This window comes from Streptomyces sp. NPDC102451, assembly GCF_044765485.1.
Lineage (GTDB): Bacteria > Actinomycetota > Actinomycetes > Streptomycetales > Streptomycetaceae > Streptomyces.
This window is the reverse complement of sequence record NZ_JBIWKD010000007.1, coordinates 143,745-162,147: the sequence shown is the minus strand read 5'-3', so window position 1 is coordinate 162,147 and position 18,403 is coordinate 143,745. Positions and strand designations below refer to the sequence as shown.

Below are 18,403 nucleotides of genomic sequence, written 5' to 3'. Positions count from 1 at the left end.
GTTCCGGCGGGGAGGAACTCATGACATCGGGCCATATCTCATACCCGGAAGGAGTGATTGTCGTACCGCCGTCAACAGTGCCGCAGGTCACAGACCTCCCAAGGGGCGAGACACGTGCCCCGATCACCGGAACCGACCGATAAACTGTTGGACGGAATGTGCCGGGCGCAGCTCCCGGAGTTCCATCAATGATCAGCCAGCAGCCGCTGCAACCCCAGGGAGCGATGTGTCCCGCCGTCTCTTCACCTCGGAGTCCGTTACCGAGGGCCACCCCGACAAGATCGCTGACCAGATCAGCGACACGATTCTCGACGCCCTCCTGCGCGAGGACCCCTCCTCGCGCGTCGCCGTCGAGACCTTGATCACCACCGGTCTGGTGCATGTCGCGGGTGAGGTCACGACCAAGGCCTACGCCGACATCCCCAACCTCGTGCGCAACAAGGTGCTGGAGATCGGCTACGACTCCTCCAAGAAGGGCTTCGACGGAGCCTCCTGCGGCGTCTCGGTGTCCATCGGGGCGCAGTCCCCGGACATCGCCCAGGGTGTCGACACCGCGTACGAGAAGCGGGTCGAGGGCGATGAGGACGAGCTCGACAAGCAGGGCGCCGGCGACCAGGGGCTGATGTTCGGCTACGCCTGCGACGAGACGCCCGAGCTGATGCCCCTGCCGATCTACCTCGCGCACCGGCTCTCGCGCCGGCTCTCCGAGGTCCGCAAGAACGGCACCATCCCGTACCTGCGCCCCGACGGCAAGACCCAGGTCACCATCGAGTACGACGGCGACAAGGCCGTCCGCCTCGACACGGTCGTCGTCTCCTCGCAGCACGCCTCCGACATCGACCTGGACTCGCTGCTCGCGCCCGACATCCGTGAGTTCGTCGTCGAGCACGTGCTGAACCAGCTCATCGAGGACGGCATCAAGCTGGACACCGAGGGCTACCGCCTGCTGGTCAACCCGACCGGACGCTTCGAGATCGGCGGCCCGATGGGCGACGCCGGCCTCACCGGACGCAAGATCATCATCGACACCTACGGCGGCATGGCCCGCCACGGCGGCGGTGCCTTCTCCGGCAAGGACCCGTCCAAGGTCGACCGCTCGGCCGCCTACGCCATGCGCTGGGTCGCCAAGAACGTGGTGGCCGCCGGGCTCGCCACCCGCTGCGAGGTCCAGGTCGCCTACGCGATCGGCAAGGCCGAGCCGGTGGGGCTCTTCGTCGAGACGTTCGGCACCGCCGCCGTCGACACGGAGAAGATCGAGAACGCGATCGGCGAGGTCTTCGACCTCCGTCCGGCCGCGATCATCCGCGACCTCGACCTGCTCCGCCCGATCTACGCCCAGACCGCGGCGTACGGCCACTTCGGCCGTGAGCTCCCCGACTTCACCTGGGAGCGCACCGACCGCGTGGACGCGCTGCGCGCGGCGGCGGGGATCTAGCACCGCTTGCTCGTGCTTCACGCCGGGGCCCGGACACCGTACGACGAGGTGTCCGGGCCCCGGCGTGTGCGGTCCTTCCCGGCCCCCGGGGCATGTCAGTGGCGTCTGGTAGGAATGTGGCTGTGAGCAGCGACGACGAGCGGTCCGACGAGCCCGGGTCCGGGGCACCGGAGCAGCTTGCGCTCATCCGGGAGTCGGTGCGCCGGGCGAAGGTGCCGCGTGCCAAGCCCCGGACCTGGCGGGGCGCCGCGCTCGCCGAGGAGCTGCCGGTCGCCCGTGTCCTGGTGAACAAGGGCGCGCTCCACCTCGACCAGTACTTCGACTACGCCGTCCCCGAGGAGCTCGACGCCGAGGCGCAGCCCGGCGTCCGGGTCCGGGTGCGGTTCGGGGCCGGAGGGCGTCAGGTCCGTGGTGGGCGGCGCGAGGGCGGCGGCCTGATCGACGGCTTCCTGATCGAGCGGCGGGCCTCCTCGGACTACCAGGGAGCCCTGGCGGCCCTCGCCTATGTCGTCTCGCCCGAGCCGGTGCTCGGCCCGGAGCTGCTGGAGCTCTCGCGGGCCGTCGCCGACCGGTACGCCGGCAGCCTCGCCGATGTACTGCAGCTGGCCGTGCCGCCGAGGAACGGCCGCGCCGAGGGCAAGCCCTCGCCCGAGCCGCTGCCACCGCCGCCCGCCCCCGCACCCGGGACCTGGGAGCGGTACGCCCAGGGGCCCGGCTTCCTGCGCGCCCTGGCCGAGGGCGGGGCACCCCGGGCCGTGTGGACGGCGCTGCCCGGACCGCACTGGCCCGAGGAGATCGCCCGCGCCATGGCCGCGACCCTGGCCTCGGGCCGGGGCGCGCTCGTCGTCGTACCGGACGGGCGGAGCGCCGGGCGGGTCGACGCCGCGCTCACGGCGGTGCTGGGGGAGGGGCGCCATGCGCTGCTGACGGCCGACTCCGGTCCGGAGAAGCGCTACCGGCAGTGGCTGGCGGTCCGGCGCGGCTCCGTGCGCGCGGTGGTCGGGACCAGGGCCGCGATGTTCGCCCCGGTCGCCGATCTGGGCCTGGTGGCCCTCTGGGACGACGGGGACTCCAGCCACAGCGACGACAACGCCCCCTTCCCGCACGTCAGGGAGGTCCTGGAGCTGCGGGCGGCGCACGGCCGCAGCGCGTTCCTGCTCGGCGGCACGAGCTGCACGGTGGAAGCCGCCCAGCTGGTCGAGAGTGGCTGGGCCCTGCCGCTGCGGGCGGAGCGGGACCAGCTGCGGATCGCGGCCCCCCTCGTGCGTACGGTCGGCGACGGGGAGCTCGCGCGGGACGGCGCGGCCCGCTCGGCCCGGCTGCCCAGCCTGGCCTGGCAGACAGTCCGGGACGGACTGCGCACCGGCCCCGTGCTCGTCCAGGTGCCCCGCCGGGGTTACGCGCCCCGGCTGGCCTGCGAGCGCTGCCGTGAACCCGCGCGGTGCCGGCACTGCGCGGGACCGCTCCAGGCACCGGACCAGCAGGACCTCGACTGCGCCTGGTGCGGGCGGGCCGAGCCGGCGTGGAGCTGCCCGGCCTGCGGCGGCGTCCGGCTGCGGGCGCAGATCGTCGGCGCCCGCAGGACCGCGGAGGAGCTGGGGCGGGCGTTTCCCGCCGTCCCGGTGCGGACGTCGGGGCGGGACCATGTGCTGGACTCCGTGCCGGACCAGCCCGCGCTCGTCGTCAGCACTCCCGGCGCGGAGCCGGTGGCCGAGGGCGGTTACGCGGCGGCGCTGCTGCTGGACGGCTGGGCGATGGTCGGCCGCCCCGACCTGCGGGCCGGCGAGGAGGCGCTGCGCCGCTGGACGGCCGCCGCCGCACTGGTGCGGGGGCAGCCGGAGGGCGGCACCGTGGTGATCGTGGCCGAGCCGACCCTACGGCCCGTTCAGGCCCTGGTCCGCTGGGACCCCGTCGGCCACGCCCGCCGCGAACTCGCGGAACGCGCCGAGCTCGGCTTCCCGCCGGTGTCCCGGATGGCCTCGGTCACCGGCCCGCCGGAGGCCCTGGCCGCCTTTCTCGCCGGTGCGGAGCTGCCGCCCGAGGCGGAGGTGCTCGGCCCGGTGCCGGTGCCGGGAGCCACTCCGGGCAGGCCCCGCCGACAAGGGGACGCACCGCCCGGTGAGACATGGGAGCGGGCGCTGGTCAGGGTCCCGCCGGGGCGAGGAGCTGCGCTGGCGGCCGCCCTGAAGGCGGCACAGGCGGCGCGGACGGCCCGGGGCGCCGGAGAGCCCGTACGGATCAGGATCGATCCCCCGGACATCGGCTGACGCGGCCGGGCGCGGGGCGACACGGCCGCTCGGGCCCGCCGCCGGGCGTCCGTCAGCCGTTGCGCGGGCCGGGGAAGGCGCCGGGTCGCTCCGAGGACTGCGGCGGCATGGAGCGGGCTGCGGGTACGGCCGGCAGCGCGGAGGAGCCCGGGGCCGAGGTCACCGCACGGTTCACGTTCTCGGGAGCCGCCTCCGCCGGTCCCGGCTGCGGGGTCGCGCGGCGTGCGCCGTAGCGGCGGTGCACCGCCTGCTTGGTGACCCCGAGCGCGGAGCCCACGGCGTCCCACGAGAAGCCCAGCGAGCGGTCGAAGTCCACCGCCGCGGTGACCAGCGTCTCGACGCTGTCCCGCAGCTCCTGGGCGAGCCGGACTGTCGGGGCCGGCGCCCTGCCGTAGACGACGAAGCCGGCGGACGGGCCGGAGCGGCGCGGACGGTAGACGTTGCCCAGCTGCGCGGTGAGGGTGCGCAGCGCGTCCACCTGGCGCCGGACCCGCTCGATGTCCCGCACCAACAGGTGCAGACTGGCACGCGCTTGGGCGTCGTGGGTTGCGTGGTCGGCCATGAACAAGCCTCTCGAACCGGCGTTGAAAGGGATCGGACCGCGCGGCGGCGGCCCACTTCGGTCAATCTCACTTGACCAACGCGTCACCCGGCCATGTGGTCACGCAACAGGGGCGTATGTGCGTATGCGCGGGGCGCCCGGAATACGCGTACGCCCCCCGGCCACGGGCTCGCGGGGCGACGCGGACGGAAGACCCTAGACTGGTGTGCTGCTCGCCACGTACGTTCCGGCCCGAGAGGCAGTCCGCCACCCATGAAGCTCGTCTTCGCAGGCACCCCCGAGGTCGCCGTTCCCGCTCTGGACGCCCTGATCGCCTCCGACCGCCACGAGGTGGCCGCCGTGGTGACCCGCCCCGACGCACCGGCCGGGCGGGGGCGCCGGCTCGTCGCCAGCCCCGTGGCCGAACGCGCCGAGGAGGCGGGCATCGAGGTGCTCAAGCCCACCAGGCCGCGTGACGAGGACTTCCTGGCGCGGCTGCGGGAGATCGCACCGGACTGCTGCCCCGTCGTCGCCTACGGGGCGCTGCTGCCCAAGAGCGCGCTGGACGTGCCGGCCAGGGGCTGGGTCAACCTGCACTTCTCGCTCCTGCCCGCCTGGCGCGGGGCCGCCCCCGTGCAGCACTCGGTCATGGCCGGCGACGAGGTGACCGGGGCCTCCACCTTCCTGATCGAGGAAGGGCTGGACTCGGGACCGGTCTACGGCGTCCTGACCGAGGAGGTCCGGCCCACCGACACCAGCGGTGATCTGCTCACCCGGCTCGCCTTCGCGGGCGCCGGGCTGCTCGCGGCGACCATGGACGGCATCGAGGACGGCACCCTGCACGCCGTCCCGCAGCCCGCCGAGGGCGTCACCCTCGCCCCCAAGATCACCGTCGAGGACGCCCAGGTGCGGTGGTCGGATCCCGCCCTCCGGGTCGACCGAGTGGTGCGCGGCTGCACCCCCGCCCCGGGGGCGTGGACCCTCTTCCGCGGGGAACGCCTCAAGCTGGTCCAGGCCGTGCCCGTCCTGGACCGTACCGAGCTCGCCCCGGGCGAGCTGTCCGCGGGCAAGAACAACGTGTACGTGGGGACCGGCTCGCACGCCGTGGAGCTCCTCTGGGTCCAGCCGCAGGGCAAGAAGCCGATGAGGGCCGCGGACTGGGCCCGTGGCGTCCGCATCGTCCACGGAGAGCTGCTGGGGCTCTGAGGCCTCGGGGCAGGGGGCGGGCCCCGGCGACGTACGCTGGACGGGTTCGTCCCCTCACCATCAGCGGAGCACCTTTCACGTGAACGACCAGCAGCGTCGCCGTCCCGCCACACCGCACCGGCGTCCCAAGAAGGACCCGGTCCGGTTCCTCGCCTTCGAGGTGCTCAGGGCCGTCGACGAGCGCGACGCCTACGCCAACCTCGTCCTCCCCCCGCTGCTGAAGAAGGCACGCGCCAAGGGCGACTTCGAGGGCAGGGACGCGGCGCTGGCGACCGAGCTGGTCTACGGGACGCTGCGCCGCCAGGGCACCTACGACGCGATCGTCGCCGCCTGCATCGACCGGCCGCTGCGCGAGGTCGACCCGCCGGTGCTCGACGTGCTCAACATGGGCGTCCACCAGCTGCTCGGCACCCGCATCCCGACCCACGCGGCCGTCTCCGCCAGTGTGGAGCTGGCCCGGGTGGTGCTCGGCGAGGGCCGCGCCAAGTTCGTCAACGCGGTGCTGCGCAAGGTCACCGCGCACGACCTCGACGGCTGGGTGGAGCGGGTCGCACCGGCGTACGAGGACGACGCCGAGGAACACCTCTCCGTCGTGCACTCGCACCCCCGCTGGATCGTCTCCGCCCTCTGGGACGCCCTGGGCGGCGGGCGCGCCGGGATCGAGGACCTGCTGGAGGCCGACAACGAGCGGCCCGAGGTGACGCTGGCGGCCCGCCCCGGACGCTCCACCACCGAGGAGCTGCTGGACGCCCTCGGCGAGGAGAGCGGCCTCCCCGGCCGCTGGTCGCCCTATGCCGTACGGATGGCCGAGGGCGGCGAGCCCGGTGCGCTGGCCGCCGTACGGGACGGCAGCGCCGGTGTGCAGGACGAGGGCAGCCAGCTCGTCGCCGCCGCGCTCGCCAACGCCCCGGTCGAGGGCGGCGACACCCGGTGGCTGGACGGCTGTGCCGGCCCGGGCGGCAAGGCCGCGCTGCTGGCCGCGCTCGCCGCCGGACGCGGCGCGACCCTGCTCGCCGCGGAGAAGCAGCCGCACCGCGCCCGGCTCGTCGAGCGCACGCTGGCCGGCAACCCGGGGCCGTACCAGGTGATCACCGCCGACGGCACCCGGCCGCCGTGGCGGCCCGGTTCCTTCGACCGGGTGCTCATGGACGTGCCCTGCTCCGGACTCGGTGCGCTGCGCCGGCGTCCGGAGTCCCGCTGGCGGCGCCGCGCGGAGGACCTGGAGGGCTTCGCCCCCCTGCAACGCGGCCTGCTGCGCGAGGCGTTGAAGGCCGTACGGGTCGGCGGGGTCGTCGGTTACGCGACCTGCTCGCCGCACCTCGCGGAGACCAGGGTCGTCGTCGAGGACGTGCTCAAGGGGCGCGGCGGGGAACCGTTCGAGGCCGAGTGGGTCGACGCCCGCCCGCTCCTGCCCGGGGTCCCCGCGCTGGGCGACGGGCCCGACATCCAGCTCTGGCCGCACCTGCACGGCACCGACGCCATGTACCTGGCCCTGCTGCGCCGCACGGGCTGACCCGGCGCCGCAGCACGCGCGTGGCCGTCCGTCAGTACGGGCGGTCACCCGCGACGGCGACCCGCTCGGCCACCCTGCGGTGCGGGGCGTAGTCGTTCACCGCGTAGTGCTGTGTCGCCCGGTTGTCCCAGAACGCGACGTCCCCCGCGCGCCAGGTGAAACGCACCTGGTACTCGGGCACGTGCGCCTGCTGGAACAGCAGGCGCAGCATACGGTCGCTCTCCTCCTGGTCCCAGCCCACGATCCGGGTGGTGAACGAGGTGTTGACGAAGAGCATCCGGCGTCCGGTGGCGGGGTGCGTCCGCACCACCGGGTGCTCGACCGGCGGGAAGCGGTCCTGGAACGCGATCAGCCGCTCCTCGGGGGTGAACCGCGCGAAACCCGGCACGAAGTCGTGCACCGCGCGGGCCCCCTCCAGGCGCGCCTTCACCTCCGGCGGAAGGTTGTCGTACGCGGCGGCCATGTCGGCCCACATCGTGTCGCCGCCGTACGGAGGGACCTCGCGCAGGTGCAGGACCGCGCCGAGCGCGGGCCGCTCCCGGAACGTCACATCGGTGTGCCAGACGTTCTCGAAGCTCGGCGCCGCCGAGCGGTCGAAGCGCGCCACCTCCGGATCGTCCCCGGCGGCCAGCAGCGGGTTGGTCTCCAGCTCACCCCAGTTGCGGGCGAAGGCCCGCTGCTCGGCCGAACCGGGGTGCTGCCCGCGGAAGAAGAGCACCTTCCACTCCAGCAGCGCCCGGTCGAGCTCCTCGCGCACGGCGGGCGTGAGCGGACGGGTCAGGTCGACACCGCCGATCTCGGCCCCGATCAGCGGGCCGAGCGGTGTGACGTCGAACAGCGTGTAGGGCCGGTCGGGCTGCCCGGGCGCCAGCCTGCGCAGCTCACGAGGCCCTTCGTGCAGACCGTCCGGGGGCAGCCGGTGGGCGCGCAGCGCGGGGCGGGACTCGACGGACGCGGTGAGGGACATGGGGGCTCCTGTTCTGCGTGGGGGTGTGCGGGGCCGCCCGCCGGGACGGGCGGCCCCCGTCGGCTCAGCGGGCCGCGTCGCGTACCGCCGCGCCGATCTGGGCGCGCAGCGCGGCGTACTCGGGCAGCCCTCGCAGCCCGTCCGGGTCGTCGTTCCCGGTCCGGGGCAGATCGATGGGCACGTCCAGCGCGACGGTGCCCGGGCCTGCGCTCAGGACGACCGCGCGGGTACCGAGGAAGACGGCCTCGTCCACGCTGTGCGTGACGAAGACCGAGGTGATCCCCGTCAGGGAGCTCACCGTCCGCAGATCCTCCTGGAGCCGCTCCCGGGTGAGCGCGTCCAGAGCGGCGAACGGCTCGTCCAGCAGCAGCAGGTCCTTGCCTCCGGCCAGGGCCCTGGCGATGGCCACCCGCTGCTGCTGGCCTCCCGAGATCTGCCAGGTCCGGCGCCGGGCAGTGCCTGCCAGCCCGACCCGCTCCAGCAACTCCTCGACGCGCGCGGGGCGTTCGGCCCGGGGGACTCCGGCGTAACGCAGCGCAAGGGAGATGTTCTCGCCGACCGTGCGCCAGGGGAACAGCCGTGGCTGCTGGAAGACGACCCCTGCCTGACGTCCGGGCTCCGGCGTCCCGCCGTGCACGGTGACATCACCTGAGGAGGCGTGCTCGAAGCCGGCGATCAGCCGCAGCAGCGTGCTCTTCCCGCTCCCGGACGGGCCGACGAGCACCAGGAACTCGCCGGCCGGGATGTCGAGGGACAGCGGGCCGAGGGCCGTCACGGCGTCCGCTCCGCGACCGTAGCGGTGGGTCACCTCACGCACGGACACGGCGGGTGTCACGGTCGCCGTGGCGGCCTCCCCGCCACCGACCGGGGCGTCTACCGTGGCGTCGGCCCCGGTGTCACTTGGAGACGGCATCGCTGAGTCCTTCCACGTACACGGCCTTCTCCAGCTCGGAGAGTTCCGGTGCGGCCGGGATCTGCTTCTGCCCGGCCAGGAACTCCGCGGCGCTCCGCAGGTTCTGAGCCAGGCCGCCGACCTTGCCCGGGCGGCCGAGCCACTTGTCGTCGGCCTGTTCGGCCGGCTTGAGGAAGATGCCCTGCTTCAGCTGGGCGGCGGCGTCCTCGGGGCTGGTCCCGAGCTGCTTGCCGACGGCCTCGGCGGCGGCCGACGGGTCGTCATGGATCAGGTCCAGCGCCTGTGCCTGCGCCTTGCGCCAGGCGGTGATGACCTCGGGCTGCTTCTCGATGAAGGCGGTGGAGGCCACCCCCAGGTCGAGCGTGGGCTTGCCCCCCGCCGCCAGTTCCCGGCTGGAGACCAGGGTCTTGCCCGTCTTCCCGAGCTCGTCGAGGGTGGGCAGCCAGAGGTAGGCCGCGTCGATGTCCCCGCGCGACCAGGCCGCGACGATGTCCTGCGGTTCGAGGTCGAGCAGATCGACCTTCGACGCGTCCACGCCCGCCTTGTCGAGCGCGGCGAGGAGGCTGTAGTGCGAGGTGGAGCTGAAGGGCGTGGCGACCTTGTGGCCCGCGAGATCCTTGACGTCCTTGATGCCGGAGCCGTTACGGGCCACCAGCGCCTCGTTGTCACCGGCGACATCCAGCACCCAGGTGACCTTGTACGGGATGTTCAGCGGCTCGGACAGACCGCGCGCCACCGGACTGGAGCCGATCGCGGCCAGATCGACCGAACCCGCGACGAAGGCGGTGTTGACGGTCGCGCCGGAGTCGAACTTGATCCACTTGATCGTGTAGTCCGGCAGGGCCTTCTCCAGCCAGCCCTTCTCCTTCACGATCAGGTCGCCGCTGGGGAAGGCCTGGTAGCCGATCCGGATCGTCTTGCCGCCGCCCTGGTCGTCACCGCCGGAGCCACCGCCGGTTCCGCAGGCGGTGACGACGACGAGCGCTCCCAGAGCCGCGACGAGCGTGGAGGTGCGGCGCAGACCGCGGGTTCCGGGCATGGGGTGGTCCTTCGTTCGTTGAGTCGGGGAGGGGAGAGCGGGCACGGGGCCAGGAGGGGTCATGAGAGGCGGCGCCAGGGCGCGAGCCGGTTCTCGGCGCCCCGCAGCAGGGCGTCGATCAGCAGACCGGAGACGCCGATCGCGAAGAGCCCGAGGACGACCACGTCGGACTGGTTGTAGCGCTGCGCGTCGCGGATCATCCCGCCGATGCCGGGCAGCCCGTTGACGGTCTCCGCGGCGACCACCGAGGAGTACGCGATCCCGAACGCCAGCCGTACGCCGACGAGGATCTCCGGCAGCGCGGACGGCAGCACCACCGAGGCCACCACCTGCGAGCGGCGCGCACCGATGGCCCGTGCGGCCTCCACCAGCGAGGCGGGCGCGGAGGCGACGGCGGACGCGGTGGCCACGGCGACGGGCGGCATGGCGGCGATCGCCAGCAGCCACAGCTTGGGCGCCTCGTCGATGCCGAACCAGATGATCAGCAGACTGAAGTAGGCGAGCGGCGGCAGGGTGCGCAGGAAGGCCACCGCAGGTTCGAACACCACTCGCACCCACGGCAGCGTGCCCATCAGCACCCCGGCCACGAGCCCGGCGAGGACACCGGCGCCCGCACCGATCGCGATCCGGCGCAGGCTGATGCCCAGATGCTCGATCAGGGTGTGGCCCTGGTAGCCGCGCACCCCGTCATGGGTGCCGGACGTCTGGACGAGCGCGTCCCAGACGGCCGACGGCGGCGGCACCAGCACCGGCGACCACAGCCGCAGGGCGGTGACGAGCTGCCAGAGGGCGAGCAGCACGACCAGCGCGAGCAGCCGCAGCCCCACCCTGCGCAGCCGTGCGGCCCGCTCCGGCGAGCGGCGGGGCGGAGGGGGCGGGGGAGCGGGCTCACCGGAGAGCGCCGGGCCGGGCGGCTGCTTCTCCGTGATGGATGTGGTCATGGCGGACTCCGTCGAGAGGTGCGCGGACACCGGGCCGCCGGCAGGGCGGACAGGGCCGGGCAGGGCAGGAGGGGGCGCGGACGAGCGTCCGCGAGCAGCGGGGAGGGGAGGGTCACGCAGAACGGGTGCGGCCGGTGTGCCGTACACGGACGGAGAGCGTCCGGTCCGGATCACGGACAGGGTTCTGGGGAGACCGCCGGCTCACCCGAGGGGCGGCCGGAAGGCGGGCGGACGACGCCGCACAGTTCTGGAAGCGCTCAGCGCTGCCGGGCCAGGCTCAACAGGAGCAGCTGGTCACACGGCAGAGATCGATGGTGAGGCGCTCCTTCAGGAACTGGTCGCTGATCACGGGGTTTTTCTAACACAGCCGCAAGGTGGGCACCAGGGGTTGTCCGCGCCCTGGTACGGACCGGGCCGGCCCGACGGGTCCGGGACGGGATCGTGGGCGGAAAAGCCGGGAATGTGCGAACCGTAATGATCCCGTGAGGCTTTGAGGCTCACCGAGGCGGGGAAGTGGCGCCGGGCATGGCAGGCTTGGGTGCATGGCCCAGATCAACCCCAGCATCCTGTCCGCCGATTTCGCCCGCCTCGCCGAGGAGGCGAAGGCCGTGGAGGGCGCCGACTGGCTCCATGTCGATGTCATGGACAACCACTTCGTGCCCAACCTGACGCTCGGCGTACCCATCGTGGAGGCGCTGAGCAAGGCGACGGACACCCCGCTGGACTGCCACCTCATGATCGAGGACGCGGACCGCTGGGCGCCCCAGTACGTCGAGGCCGGCGCGGGCTCGGTCACCTTCCACGCGGAGGCCGCGGCGGCGCCCGTACGGCTGGCGCGGGAGATCAGGGCCAAGGGTGCCCGCGCCTCCATGGCGCTCAAGCCCGCGACGCCCATCGAGCCGTACGAGGACCTGCTGCCCGAGCTCGACATGCTGCTGATCATGACGGTGGAGCCGGGTTTCGGCGGCCAGGCGTTCCTCGACATCATGCTGCCGAAGATCCGCCGTACCCGTGAGCTGATCTCCAAGCACGGCCTGGAGCTGTGGCTCCAGGTCGACGGCGGCGTCTCCGCCACCACCATCGAACGGTGCGCCGAGGCCGGCGCGGACGTGTTCGTCGCCGGCTCCGCGGTGTACGGGGCCGAGGACCCCGCCGAGGCGGTGCGGGCACTGCGTGCCCAGGCGGACACCGTCACGGCCTCCGCACCCTGGGCATGCGGCCACTGAACAAAGCCGGGATGAACGCGGCCCGACGGGCCTGATCAAGGATCGCCGGATCTGACAGGATGGACGGCGTATCGAGCGTGTGAACAGCAGTGAGGAGATCGCGGTGTCTGGCATCTCGGCGGGTCGGTCAGCCATGCGGATGGGACCCGCGGAGCTGGTGCAGGCGGCGGCCATGGCCCGCCGGTTCTACCTGGAGGGGAAGTCGAAGATCCAGATCGCCGAGGAGTTCGGCGTCAGCCGCTTCAAGGTGGCCCGGGTCCTGGAGACGGCCCTGGAGCGTGATCTCGTACGGATCGAGATCCGGGTACCGGCGGAGCTGGACGCGGAGCGCTCCGACGCGCTCCGGGCCCGCTACGGCCTGCGGCATGCCGTCGTGGTCGAGTCCCCGGCGGAGGAGCAGGACGACGCGGCCGATCCGGAGAACCTGGGTGAGGTGGCGGCCGAGCTGCTCGGCGAGCTGGTGAACGAGGGCGATGTGCTGGGGCTGGCCTGGGGCCGGTCCACCATCCACATGGCGGCGGCCCTCGACCGGCTGCCCCCGTGCACGGTCGTGCAGCTGACCGGCGTGTACGACGCGGGCACGGCCGAGCGCGGCTCGGTCGAGGCGGTCCGCCGCGCCGCGCAGGTCTCCGGCGGCGAGGCGCACCCGATCTACGCCCCGATGCTGCTGCCCGACCCGGCGACGGCGGCCGCGCTGCGCCACCAGACGGGCATCGCCCGCGCCTTCGAGTACTTCGACAAGGTCACGGTCGCCGCGGTCTCCATCGGTTCCTGGGAGCCCGGCATCTCCACCGTCCACGACATGCTCTCGGACGAGGAGCGGGCGCACTACGCCTCGCTCGGTGTGGCGGCGGAGATGTCCGCCCACCTCTTCGACTCCGACGGACGCCGGGTCGGCCGGGACCTCGGCGAGCGGTGCATCACCGTGGAGGCCGACCGGCTGCGCCGGATCCCCGAGGTGGTGGCCATCGCCGGAGGGCAGCGGAAGGCTGCCGCGATCGGCGCGGTGCTCCGCTCGGGACTGGTCACCAGCCTCGTCACGGACACGGCCGCCGCCGACTACCTCCTGACGGAATCGGCCGCCGGACAGCGTCCCGCGCTGGAGCGGGCCGACCCCGACGACTGACCCCCGGGCGTGAGTGGGGCCGGCACCCGGCCCCACCCGTGCGGCTCCGGATCAGTCGCTGCCGCCCGAGCCCAGCCGTACGTGGTCCGGGCTCACGCCGAGGACCGACTCCTCCAGATACGCCCCGGGCTCCGCGTACTGGCTGACGTCCGCGGGGTTGTAGCGGGGGGTCTGCCGCGACCAGTCCAGATTCCCGCGCATCCAGCTCCGCATCCCGTCGAGATAGGGCACGAGCGTGCCCGCCAGCTCCGGGTACAGGTCGAGCAGCTCGGCCTCCGCCGCGAGGAACCGCTCCGTCTCGGTGGCTATCTCCAGGCACACGTGCTCGAGCGCCTGGCGTTCCCCGTAGCCGCGGTGGTACCGGACCAGATGGACGAGATTGTGGATCTCGCCCAGCACCTGTTCCTTCTCGTAGGAGTACACGTCGTTCGCCCAGCACACGACGTTGCAGGACGCCTCCAGCGCCGTGATGAACCCGGCGTCGTTGTGCAGCGACTCGGGTGCGGTGACACCGGCCACGATCTCTATCAGGTCCATGCACACATGGATCGCCCCGGTGTGCCTGCGCCGGGCGATGTACGTCGCCTCCGACGGCACGACCCCGTCGGCGCGGTTTCCCGCCTCCCAGGTGGTGGCGGTCGTCAGATACGTCATGAGGTGCCAGGTGAAGCGGGTGCGCCAGTGCGGGGCCGCGCGCGGAACCGTACGTTCCCACAGGTCGGCCAGGGCGACGAGCGCGGCGGGCGCCCCCTCGTCCGGCCCGGGGCCGGGGGCCGAGCCCTCGACCACGGCGCGCATCCGCTCCACCACGTCGCGTACGCGGTCGGGGCTCCGGCCCAGGTGCCCGTCGTCCAGCTGGTCGTCGACGAGGAAGAGCCAGACGAACCAGTCGGCGACCAGGTCGAGGTGCTCACTGTCGGCCGTCGGGTGGACCATGCCCACGAACGCGCCGAAGTCGGCCTGCTCGAAACGCCGCCTGGCTGATTCCCGGTGTACGAGACCGGTGCGCCGCGTCCAGGCGTCGAGGTGCTCACGGGTGTGACCCACGTGCGGATTGCTCCGCTGGGGGAAAGGGCAGTAGATGTCGGGCAGTTCGCTCTCCACAGGCGGATCCCCATCCTCTCCGGCCAAACGCGTGACAGGTGTTCCGGGCTCGTGGGCGGCGTCGCGCCCACGCGGGGGACCTGCGGATTTGAAGCTACCTGACCCCTCGTCACCCGGTCCAGGGATAGTGATCACGAAGGAGCGAATCCTGTTCGGGTAGGGTCCATGGGTAAGGCAGGTTTCCACTTGCCCGGCCCCCGAGCAGCCTCCTTGGAGGAACTGACGAACGCGGGGGTCCATTGCTGTGTCTTCGTGGAAACGACCTGCACCGTTTCGTATGAAAAAATGGGTGTTATGCGTTTTCTTGAGCCCGGCACGGGTCGCTACACGACCTCCCCCTCGGTCCCCTACGACCTCACGTACGACGATGTCTTCATGGTCCCCGGCCGTTCCGCGGTCGGATCCCGTCAGGCCGTGGATCTCTCCTCGCCCGACGGCAGCGGCACCACCATTCCGCTCGTCGTCGCCAACATGACCGCCATCGCGGGCCGCCGGATGGCCGAAACCATCGCCCGCCGCGGCGGTCTGGTCGTGATCCCGCAGGACATCCCGATCGAGGTCGTCACCGAGGTCATCGGCTGGGTCAAGAAGCGTCACCTCGTGCTCGACACGCCCATCGTGCTGGCCCCCGGGCAGACCGTCGCGGACGCGCTGTCCCTCCTGCACAAGCGGGCCCACGGGGCCGGGGTCGTCGTCGACGCCGAGCACCGGCCGGTCGGGGTCGTCACCGACCACGACCTGACCGGTGTGGACCGCTTCACCCAGCTGTCCGAGGTCATGTCCAAGGACCTGGTCGTGCTCGACGCGGACATCGATCCGCGCGAGGCGTTCAACACCCTCGACGGCGCCAACCGCAAGCTCGCCCCGGCGGTCGACGCCGACGGCCGGCTCGTCGGCATCCTCACCCGCAAGGCCGCGCTGCGCGCGACGCTCTACACCCCCGCGACGGACGCGGACGGCAAGCTGCGGATCGCGGCCGCCGTCGGCATCAACGGCGATGTGGCGGGCAAGGCCAAGCAGCTCCTCGACGCCGGCGTCGACACGCTCGTCGTGGACACCGCGCACGGCCACCAGGAGTCCATGATCAGTGCGGTCGCCGCCGTCCGGGCGCTCGACCCGGGCGTGCCGATCGTCGCGGGCAACGTCGTGGCGGCCGAGGGCGTGCGCGACCTGATCGAGGCGGGCGCCGACATCATCAAGGTCGGTGTGGGCCCCGGCGCCATGTGCACCACCCGCATGATGACCGGCGTCGGCCGGCCGCAGTTCTCCGCCGTGCTGGAATGCGCCGCCGAGGCGAAGAAGCACGGCAAGCACGTCTGGGCCGACGGCGGCGTCCGGCACCCGCGCGACGTGGCGATGGCGCTCGCCGCCGGCGCGTCCAACGTCATGATCGGCTCCTGGTTCGCCGGTACGTACGAGTCGCCCGGCGACCTCCAGCAGTCCGCCGACGGGCGGTACTACAAGGAGTCGTTCGGGATGGCCTCGGCGCGCGCGGTCAAGAACCGCACCTCGGAGGAGTCCGCCTACGACCGGGCCCGCAAGGCGCTGTTCGAGGAGGGCATCTCCACCTCGCGGATGTTCCTCGACCCCACCCGCCCCGGTGTGGAGGACCTGATCGACTCGATCATCGCCGGTGTCCGTTCCTCCTGCACCTACGCGGGCGCCTCCTCGCTGGAGGAGTTCGCGGAGAAGGCGATCGTCGGCGTGCAGAGCGCCGCCGGTTACGCGGAGGGCAAGCCGCTCCACGCCAGCTGGAGTTGATGCCACGGGGCCGTGCGGCCCCGTTTCACGGGTGCCTCTCCCCGGCGTTCGCGCCGGGCAGGGGCACCTTTCGCGTGTGCACCCGAGGCCATGGACACCGTCACCGGTGAGCCCGCCTGTATCCCCTTCAACTTGGTTGAAGGATAAGTAATATGAGCCGCAATCAGCTGCCCCCCCTCTGCGGTAAGGGATCTCATGACCTCCTTCTTCACCGACCTGGCCCAGCAGTACATCGACGGCGAGTGGAGGCCGGGGAAGGGGTCCTGGGACATCATCGACTTCAACCCGTACAGCGGGGAGAAGCTCGCCTCGGTCACCGTCGCGACGGCCGGCGAGGTCGACCAGGCGTACCGGGCCGCCGAGCGCGCCCAGCCGGAATGGGCCGACACGAACCCGTACGTCCGGCGGGCGGTGCTGGAGAAGGCGCTGCGCGTCGTCGAGGAGCGCGAGGCCGAGATCGGCGAGGCGATCGTCGCGGAGCTCGGGGGCACCCGGCTGAAGGCGGGCTTCGAGCTGCACCTGGCCAAGGAGTTCCTGCGCGAGGCGGTCCAGCTCACGCTGCGGTCCACCGGGCAGATCCTGCCCTCGCCGACCGAGGGCAAGGAGAACCGCGTCTACCGGCTGCCCGTCGGCGTCGTGGGGGTCATCAGCCCCTTCAACTTCCCCTTCCTGCTGTCGCTCAAGTCGGTCGCGCCCGCGCTGGCCCTCGGCAACGCCGTGGTCCTCAAGCCGCACCAGAACACCCCGGTCTGCGGCGGCACGCTGATCGCCAAGGTGTTCGAGGAGGCGGGGCTGCCCGCCGGCCTGCTGAACGTCGTGGTCACCGACATCGCGGAGATCGGGGACGCCCTGCTGGAGCACCCCGTCCCGCAGGTCATCTCCTTCACCGGATCGGACCGGATCGGCCGCCACGTGGCGACGGTCTGCGCGGCCAACCTCAAGCGCGCGGTGCTCGAACTGGGCGGGAACAGCGCGCTGATCGTCCTGGACGACGCCGACGTGGACTACGCCGTCGACGCGGCCGTCTTCAGCCGTTACGTCCACCAGGGCCAGGTCTGCATGGCGGCCAACCGCATCCTGGTGGACCGCTCGGTGGAGCAGGAGTTCACCGAGAAGTTCGTCGCCAAGGTCGCCTCCCTCCGCGTCGGCGACCCGGCCGACCCCACGACCCACATCGGCCCGCTGATCAGCTCCTCGCAGGCCGACGCCGTGTCCAGGCTCGTCGACGAGACCGTGGAGGCGGGCGCCACGGCACTGCTGCACGGCCGGGCCGACGGCAATGTGGTGAGCCCGTCCGTGCTGACCGGCCTCGCCGCCGATTCCCCCGTCCTCCAGCAGGAGATATTCGGGCCGGTGGCCCTGCTCGTCCCCTTCGACGGTGAGGACGAGGCCGTACGGATCGCCAACGACACCCCGTACGGGCTGAGCGGCGCGGTCCACACCGGCAACATCGAGCGCGGCGTACGGGTGGGGCAGCGGATCCGCACCGGAATGATCCACATCAACGACGGCACGGTCCACGACGAGCCCATCGTCCCCTTCGGCGGCGAGAAGAGCTCGGGCCTCGGGCGGCTGAACGGCGAGTCGATGCTGGAGGCGTTCACCACGCAGAAGTGGATCTCGGTCCAGCACGGCCGCTCCGAGTTCCCCTTCTGACCGGCGCTGCCTCGCGGTGAGCGCGCCCCGCGGGGGGCGCGCGTGGTCTACTTCGGGGGCGGCCCGGGCCGCCCCCGAACCCTTCCGCCGCAGAGAAGTGATCCACCCGAAGTGCGCCTGAACGACCTCGACGAACGCATCGTCCACGCCCTCGCCGAAGACGCCCGCCGCTCCTACGCGGACATCGGCGCCCTCATCGGCCTCTCCGCACCCGCGGTGAAACGCCGGGTGGACCGGCTGCGCGCAGAAGGCGCCATCACGGGCTTCACCGTGCGGGTCGACCCGGCGGCGCTCGGCTGGCAGACCGAGGGGTTCATCGAGATCTACTGCAGCCGCAACACCGCCCCCGAGGCGATCAAGCGAGGCCTGGCCGCGTACCCGGAGGTCGCGTCCGCGTCCACGGTGACGGGCGAGGCCGACGCGGTCGTGCAGGTCTTCGCCGCCGACATGCGCCACTTCGAGCAGGTGCTGGAGCGGATCGCCGGCGAGCCCTACGTCGAGCGCACCAAGTCCGTCCTCGTGCTCTCCCCGCTGCTGCGGCGCTACTCCTCCGCCGGCCCGCCGGCCTGACGGCGTACGGACGGCCCGGGCAGTTCCGGAGTCCGGGACCGGCCCCCGCGCGGCTGCGGGACGAGACCGAAATCACTGCGCCGACCTGCGAAGACGCCGCGCGCAACGAATCACCGCCACAGCGGCTTTCCGCGCAAC

Annotated in this window: 15 protein-coding genes; 9 read left to right on the top strand and 6 right to left on the bottom strand. The window is 72.5% G+C overall.

Annotated features, from left to right (window positions below):
• The first annotated feature begins 226 nt into the window (after positions 1-226).
• Together metK and ACIRD8_RS18375 are read left to right on the top strand one after the other, a co-directional pair.
• A complete protein-coding gene (gene metK, locus ACIRD8_RS18380) occupies positions 227-1,435 on the top strand; it encodes a methionine adenosyltransferase (protein ID WP_403992197.1) in 1,209 nt (402 codons plus the stop codon).
• Between the two features lie 122 nt (positions 1,436-1,557).
• Complete coding sequence (locus ACIRD8_RS18375; protein WP_403992194.1) at positions 1,558-3,702, top strand: primosomal protein N'; 2,145 nt, start codon at positions 1,558-1,560, stop codon at positions 3,700-3,702.
• Positions 3,703-3,754: 52 nt separating this feature from the next.
• Here the strand turns inward: ACIRD8_RS18375 and ACIRD8_RS18370 are convergent, their stop codons facing one another.
• The gene (locus tag ACIRD8_RS18370) at positions 3,755-4,264 is read right to left on the bottom strand and encodes a hypothetical protein (RefSeq protein WP_403992191.1); all 510 of its coding nucleotides are present in this window, start codon (positions 4,262-4,264) and stop codon (positions 3,755-3,757) included.
• Between the two features lie 252 nt (positions 4,265-4,516).
• On the opposite strand from ACIRD8_RS18370, the gene fmt reads away from it, so the two are divergent.
• Together fmt and ACIRD8_RS18360 are read left to right on the top strand one after the other, a co-directional pair.
• Positions 4,517-5,449, top strand: a complete 933-nt coding sequence (gene fmt / locus ACIRD8_RS18365) for a methionyl-tRNA formyltransferase (protein ID WP_403992188.1) — start codon at positions 4,517-4,519, stop codon at positions 5,447-5,449.
• A gap of 79 nt (positions 5,450-5,528) precedes the next feature.
• Entirely contained in the window at positions 5,529-6,962 is a 1,434-nt protein-coding gene (locus tag ACIRD8_RS18360) for an RsmB/NOP family class I SAM-dependent RNA methyltransferase (protein ID WP_403992185.1), read from the top strand.
• Positions 6,963-6,993: 31 nt separating this feature from the next.
• On the opposite strand, the gene ACIRD8_RS18355 is transcribed toward ACIRD8_RS18360, so the two are convergent.
• The 4 genes from ACIRD8_RS18355 to ACIRD8_RS18340 form a co-directional block, all read right to left on the bottom strand.
• The gene (locus tag ACIRD8_RS18355) at positions 6,994-7,929 is read right to left on the bottom strand and encodes a TauD/TfdA dioxygenase family protein (protein ID WP_403992182.1); all 936 of its coding nucleotides are present in this window, start codon (positions 7,927-7,929) and stop codon (positions 6,994-6,996) included.
• 64 nt (positions 7,930-7,993) lie between these two features.
• On the bottom strand, positions 7,994-8,842 hold the full coding sequence (locus ACIRD8_RS18350; protein ID WP_403992179.1) for an ABC transporter ATP-binding protein: 849 nt from the start codon (positions 8,840-8,842) through the stop codon (positions 7,994-7,996).
• Entirely contained in the window at positions 8,826-9,881 is a 1,056-nt protein-coding gene (locus ACIRD8_RS18345) for an ABC transporter substrate-binding protein (RefSeq protein WP_403992176.1), read from the bottom strand. Before ACIRD8_RS18345 ends, ACIRD8_RS18350 begins: the two co-directional genes overlap by 17 nt.
• Positions 9,882-9,940: 59 nt before the next feature.
• Positions 9,941-10,822 carry an ABC transporter permease gene (locus ACIRD8_RS18340; RefSeq protein ID WP_403992173.1) on the bottom strand — a complete coding sequence of 294 codons (882 nt, stop codon included), beginning with the start codon at positions 10,820-10,822 and terminating at the stop codon, positions 9,941-9,943.
• Between the two features lie 542 nt (positions 10,823-11,364).
• Here ACIRD8_RS18340 and rpe point away from each other — a divergent pair.
• Positions 11,365-12,048, top strand: a complete 684-nt coding sequence (rpe, locus tag ACIRD8_RS18335; protein WP_014157399.1) for a ribulose-phosphate 3-epimerase — start codon at positions 11,365-11,367, stop codon at positions 12,046-12,048.
• A 139-nt stretch (positions 12,049-12,187) separates the two neighbouring features.
• Positions 12,188-13,174: a sugar-binding domain-containing protein gene (locus tag ACIRD8_RS18330; protein WP_358685682.1), complete on the top strand. Its 987-nt coding sequence runs from the start codon at positions 12,188-12,190 to the stop codon at positions 13,172-13,174.
• A gap of 51 nt (positions 13,175-13,225) precedes the next feature.
• Here the strand turns inward: ACIRD8_RS18330 and ACIRD8_RS18325 are convergent, their stop codons facing one another.
• Positions 13,226-14,278, bottom strand: a complete 1,053-nt coding sequence (locus tag ACIRD8_RS18325) for a terpene cyclase (protein ID WP_403992170.1) — start codon at positions 14,276-14,278, stop codon at positions 13,226-13,228.
• A gap of 294 nt (positions 14,279-14,572) precedes the next feature.
• Between ACIRD8_RS18325 and ACIRD8_RS18320 the strand changes: the two genes are divergently transcribed.
• From ACIRD8_RS18320 to ACIRD8_RS18310, 3 genes are all read left to right on the top strand, one after another.
• Complete coding sequence (locus ACIRD8_RS18320; protein WP_403992167.1) at positions 14,573-16,039, top strand: GuaB1 family IMP dehydrogenase-related protein; 1,467 nt, start codon at positions 14,573-14,575, stop codon at positions 16,037-16,039.
• A 195-nt stretch (positions 16,040-16,234) separates the two neighbouring features.
• The gene (locus tag ACIRD8_RS18315; RefSeq protein WP_403992164.1) at positions 16,235-17,695 is read left to right on the top strand and encodes an aldehyde dehydrogenase family protein; all 1,461 of its coding nucleotides are present in this window, start codon (positions 16,235-16,237) and stop codon (positions 17,693-17,695) included.
• Positions 17,696-17,806: 111 nt separating this feature from the next.
• A complete protein-coding gene (locus tag ACIRD8_RS18310) occupies positions 17,807-18,265 on the top strand; it encodes an Lrp/AsnC family transcriptional regulator (RefSeq protein ID WP_403992161.1) in 459 nt (152 codons plus the stop codon).
• Positions 18,266-18,403: the final 138 nt, after the last annotated feature.

Excerpts from the sequence above, each read along its gene's own strand:
- rpe (WP_014157399.1), top strand. The coding sequence starts at position 11,365 with ATGGCCCAGATCAACCCCAGCATCCTGTCCGCCGATTTCGCCCGCCTC.
- ACIRD8_RS18330 (WP_358685682.1), top strand. The coding sequence starts at position 12,188 with ATGGGACCCGCGGAGCTGGTGCAGGCGGCGGCCATGGCCCGCCGGTTC.
- ACIRD8_RS18370 (WP_403992191.1), bottom strand. The coding sequence starts at position 4,264 with ATGGCCGACCACGCAACCCACGACGCCCAAGCGCGTGCCAGTCTGCAC.
- ACIRD8_RS18350 (WP_403992179.1), bottom strand. The coding sequence starts at position 8,842 with ATGCCGTCTCCAAGTGACACCGGGGCCGACGCCACGGTAGACGCCCCG.
- ACIRD8_RS18315 (WP_403992164.1), top strand. The coding sequence starts at position 16,235 with ATGACCTCCTTCTTCACCGACCTGGCCCAGCAGTACATCGACGGCGAG.
- ACIRD8_RS18320 (WP_403992167.1), top strand. The coding sequence starts at position 14,573 with ATGCGTTTTCTTGAGCCCGGCACGGGTCGCTACACGACCTCCCCCTCG.
- ACIRD8_RS18345 (WP_403992176.1), bottom strand. The coding sequence starts at position 9,881 with ATGCCCGGAACCCGCGGTCTGCGCCGCACCTCCACGCTCGTCGCGGCT.
- ACIRD8_RS18340 (WP_403992173.1), bottom strand. The coding sequence starts at position 10,822 with ATGACCACATCCATCACGGAGAAGCAGCCGCCCGGCCCGGCGCTCTCC.
- fmt (WP_403992188.1), top strand. The coding sequence starts at position 4,517 with ATGAAGCTCGTCTTCGCAGGCACCCCCGAGGTCGCCGTTCCCGCTCTG.
- ACIRD8_RS18355 (WP_403992182.1), bottom strand. The coding sequence starts at position 7,929 with ATGTCCCTCACCGCGTCCGTCGAGTCCCGCCCCGCGCTGCGCGCCCAC.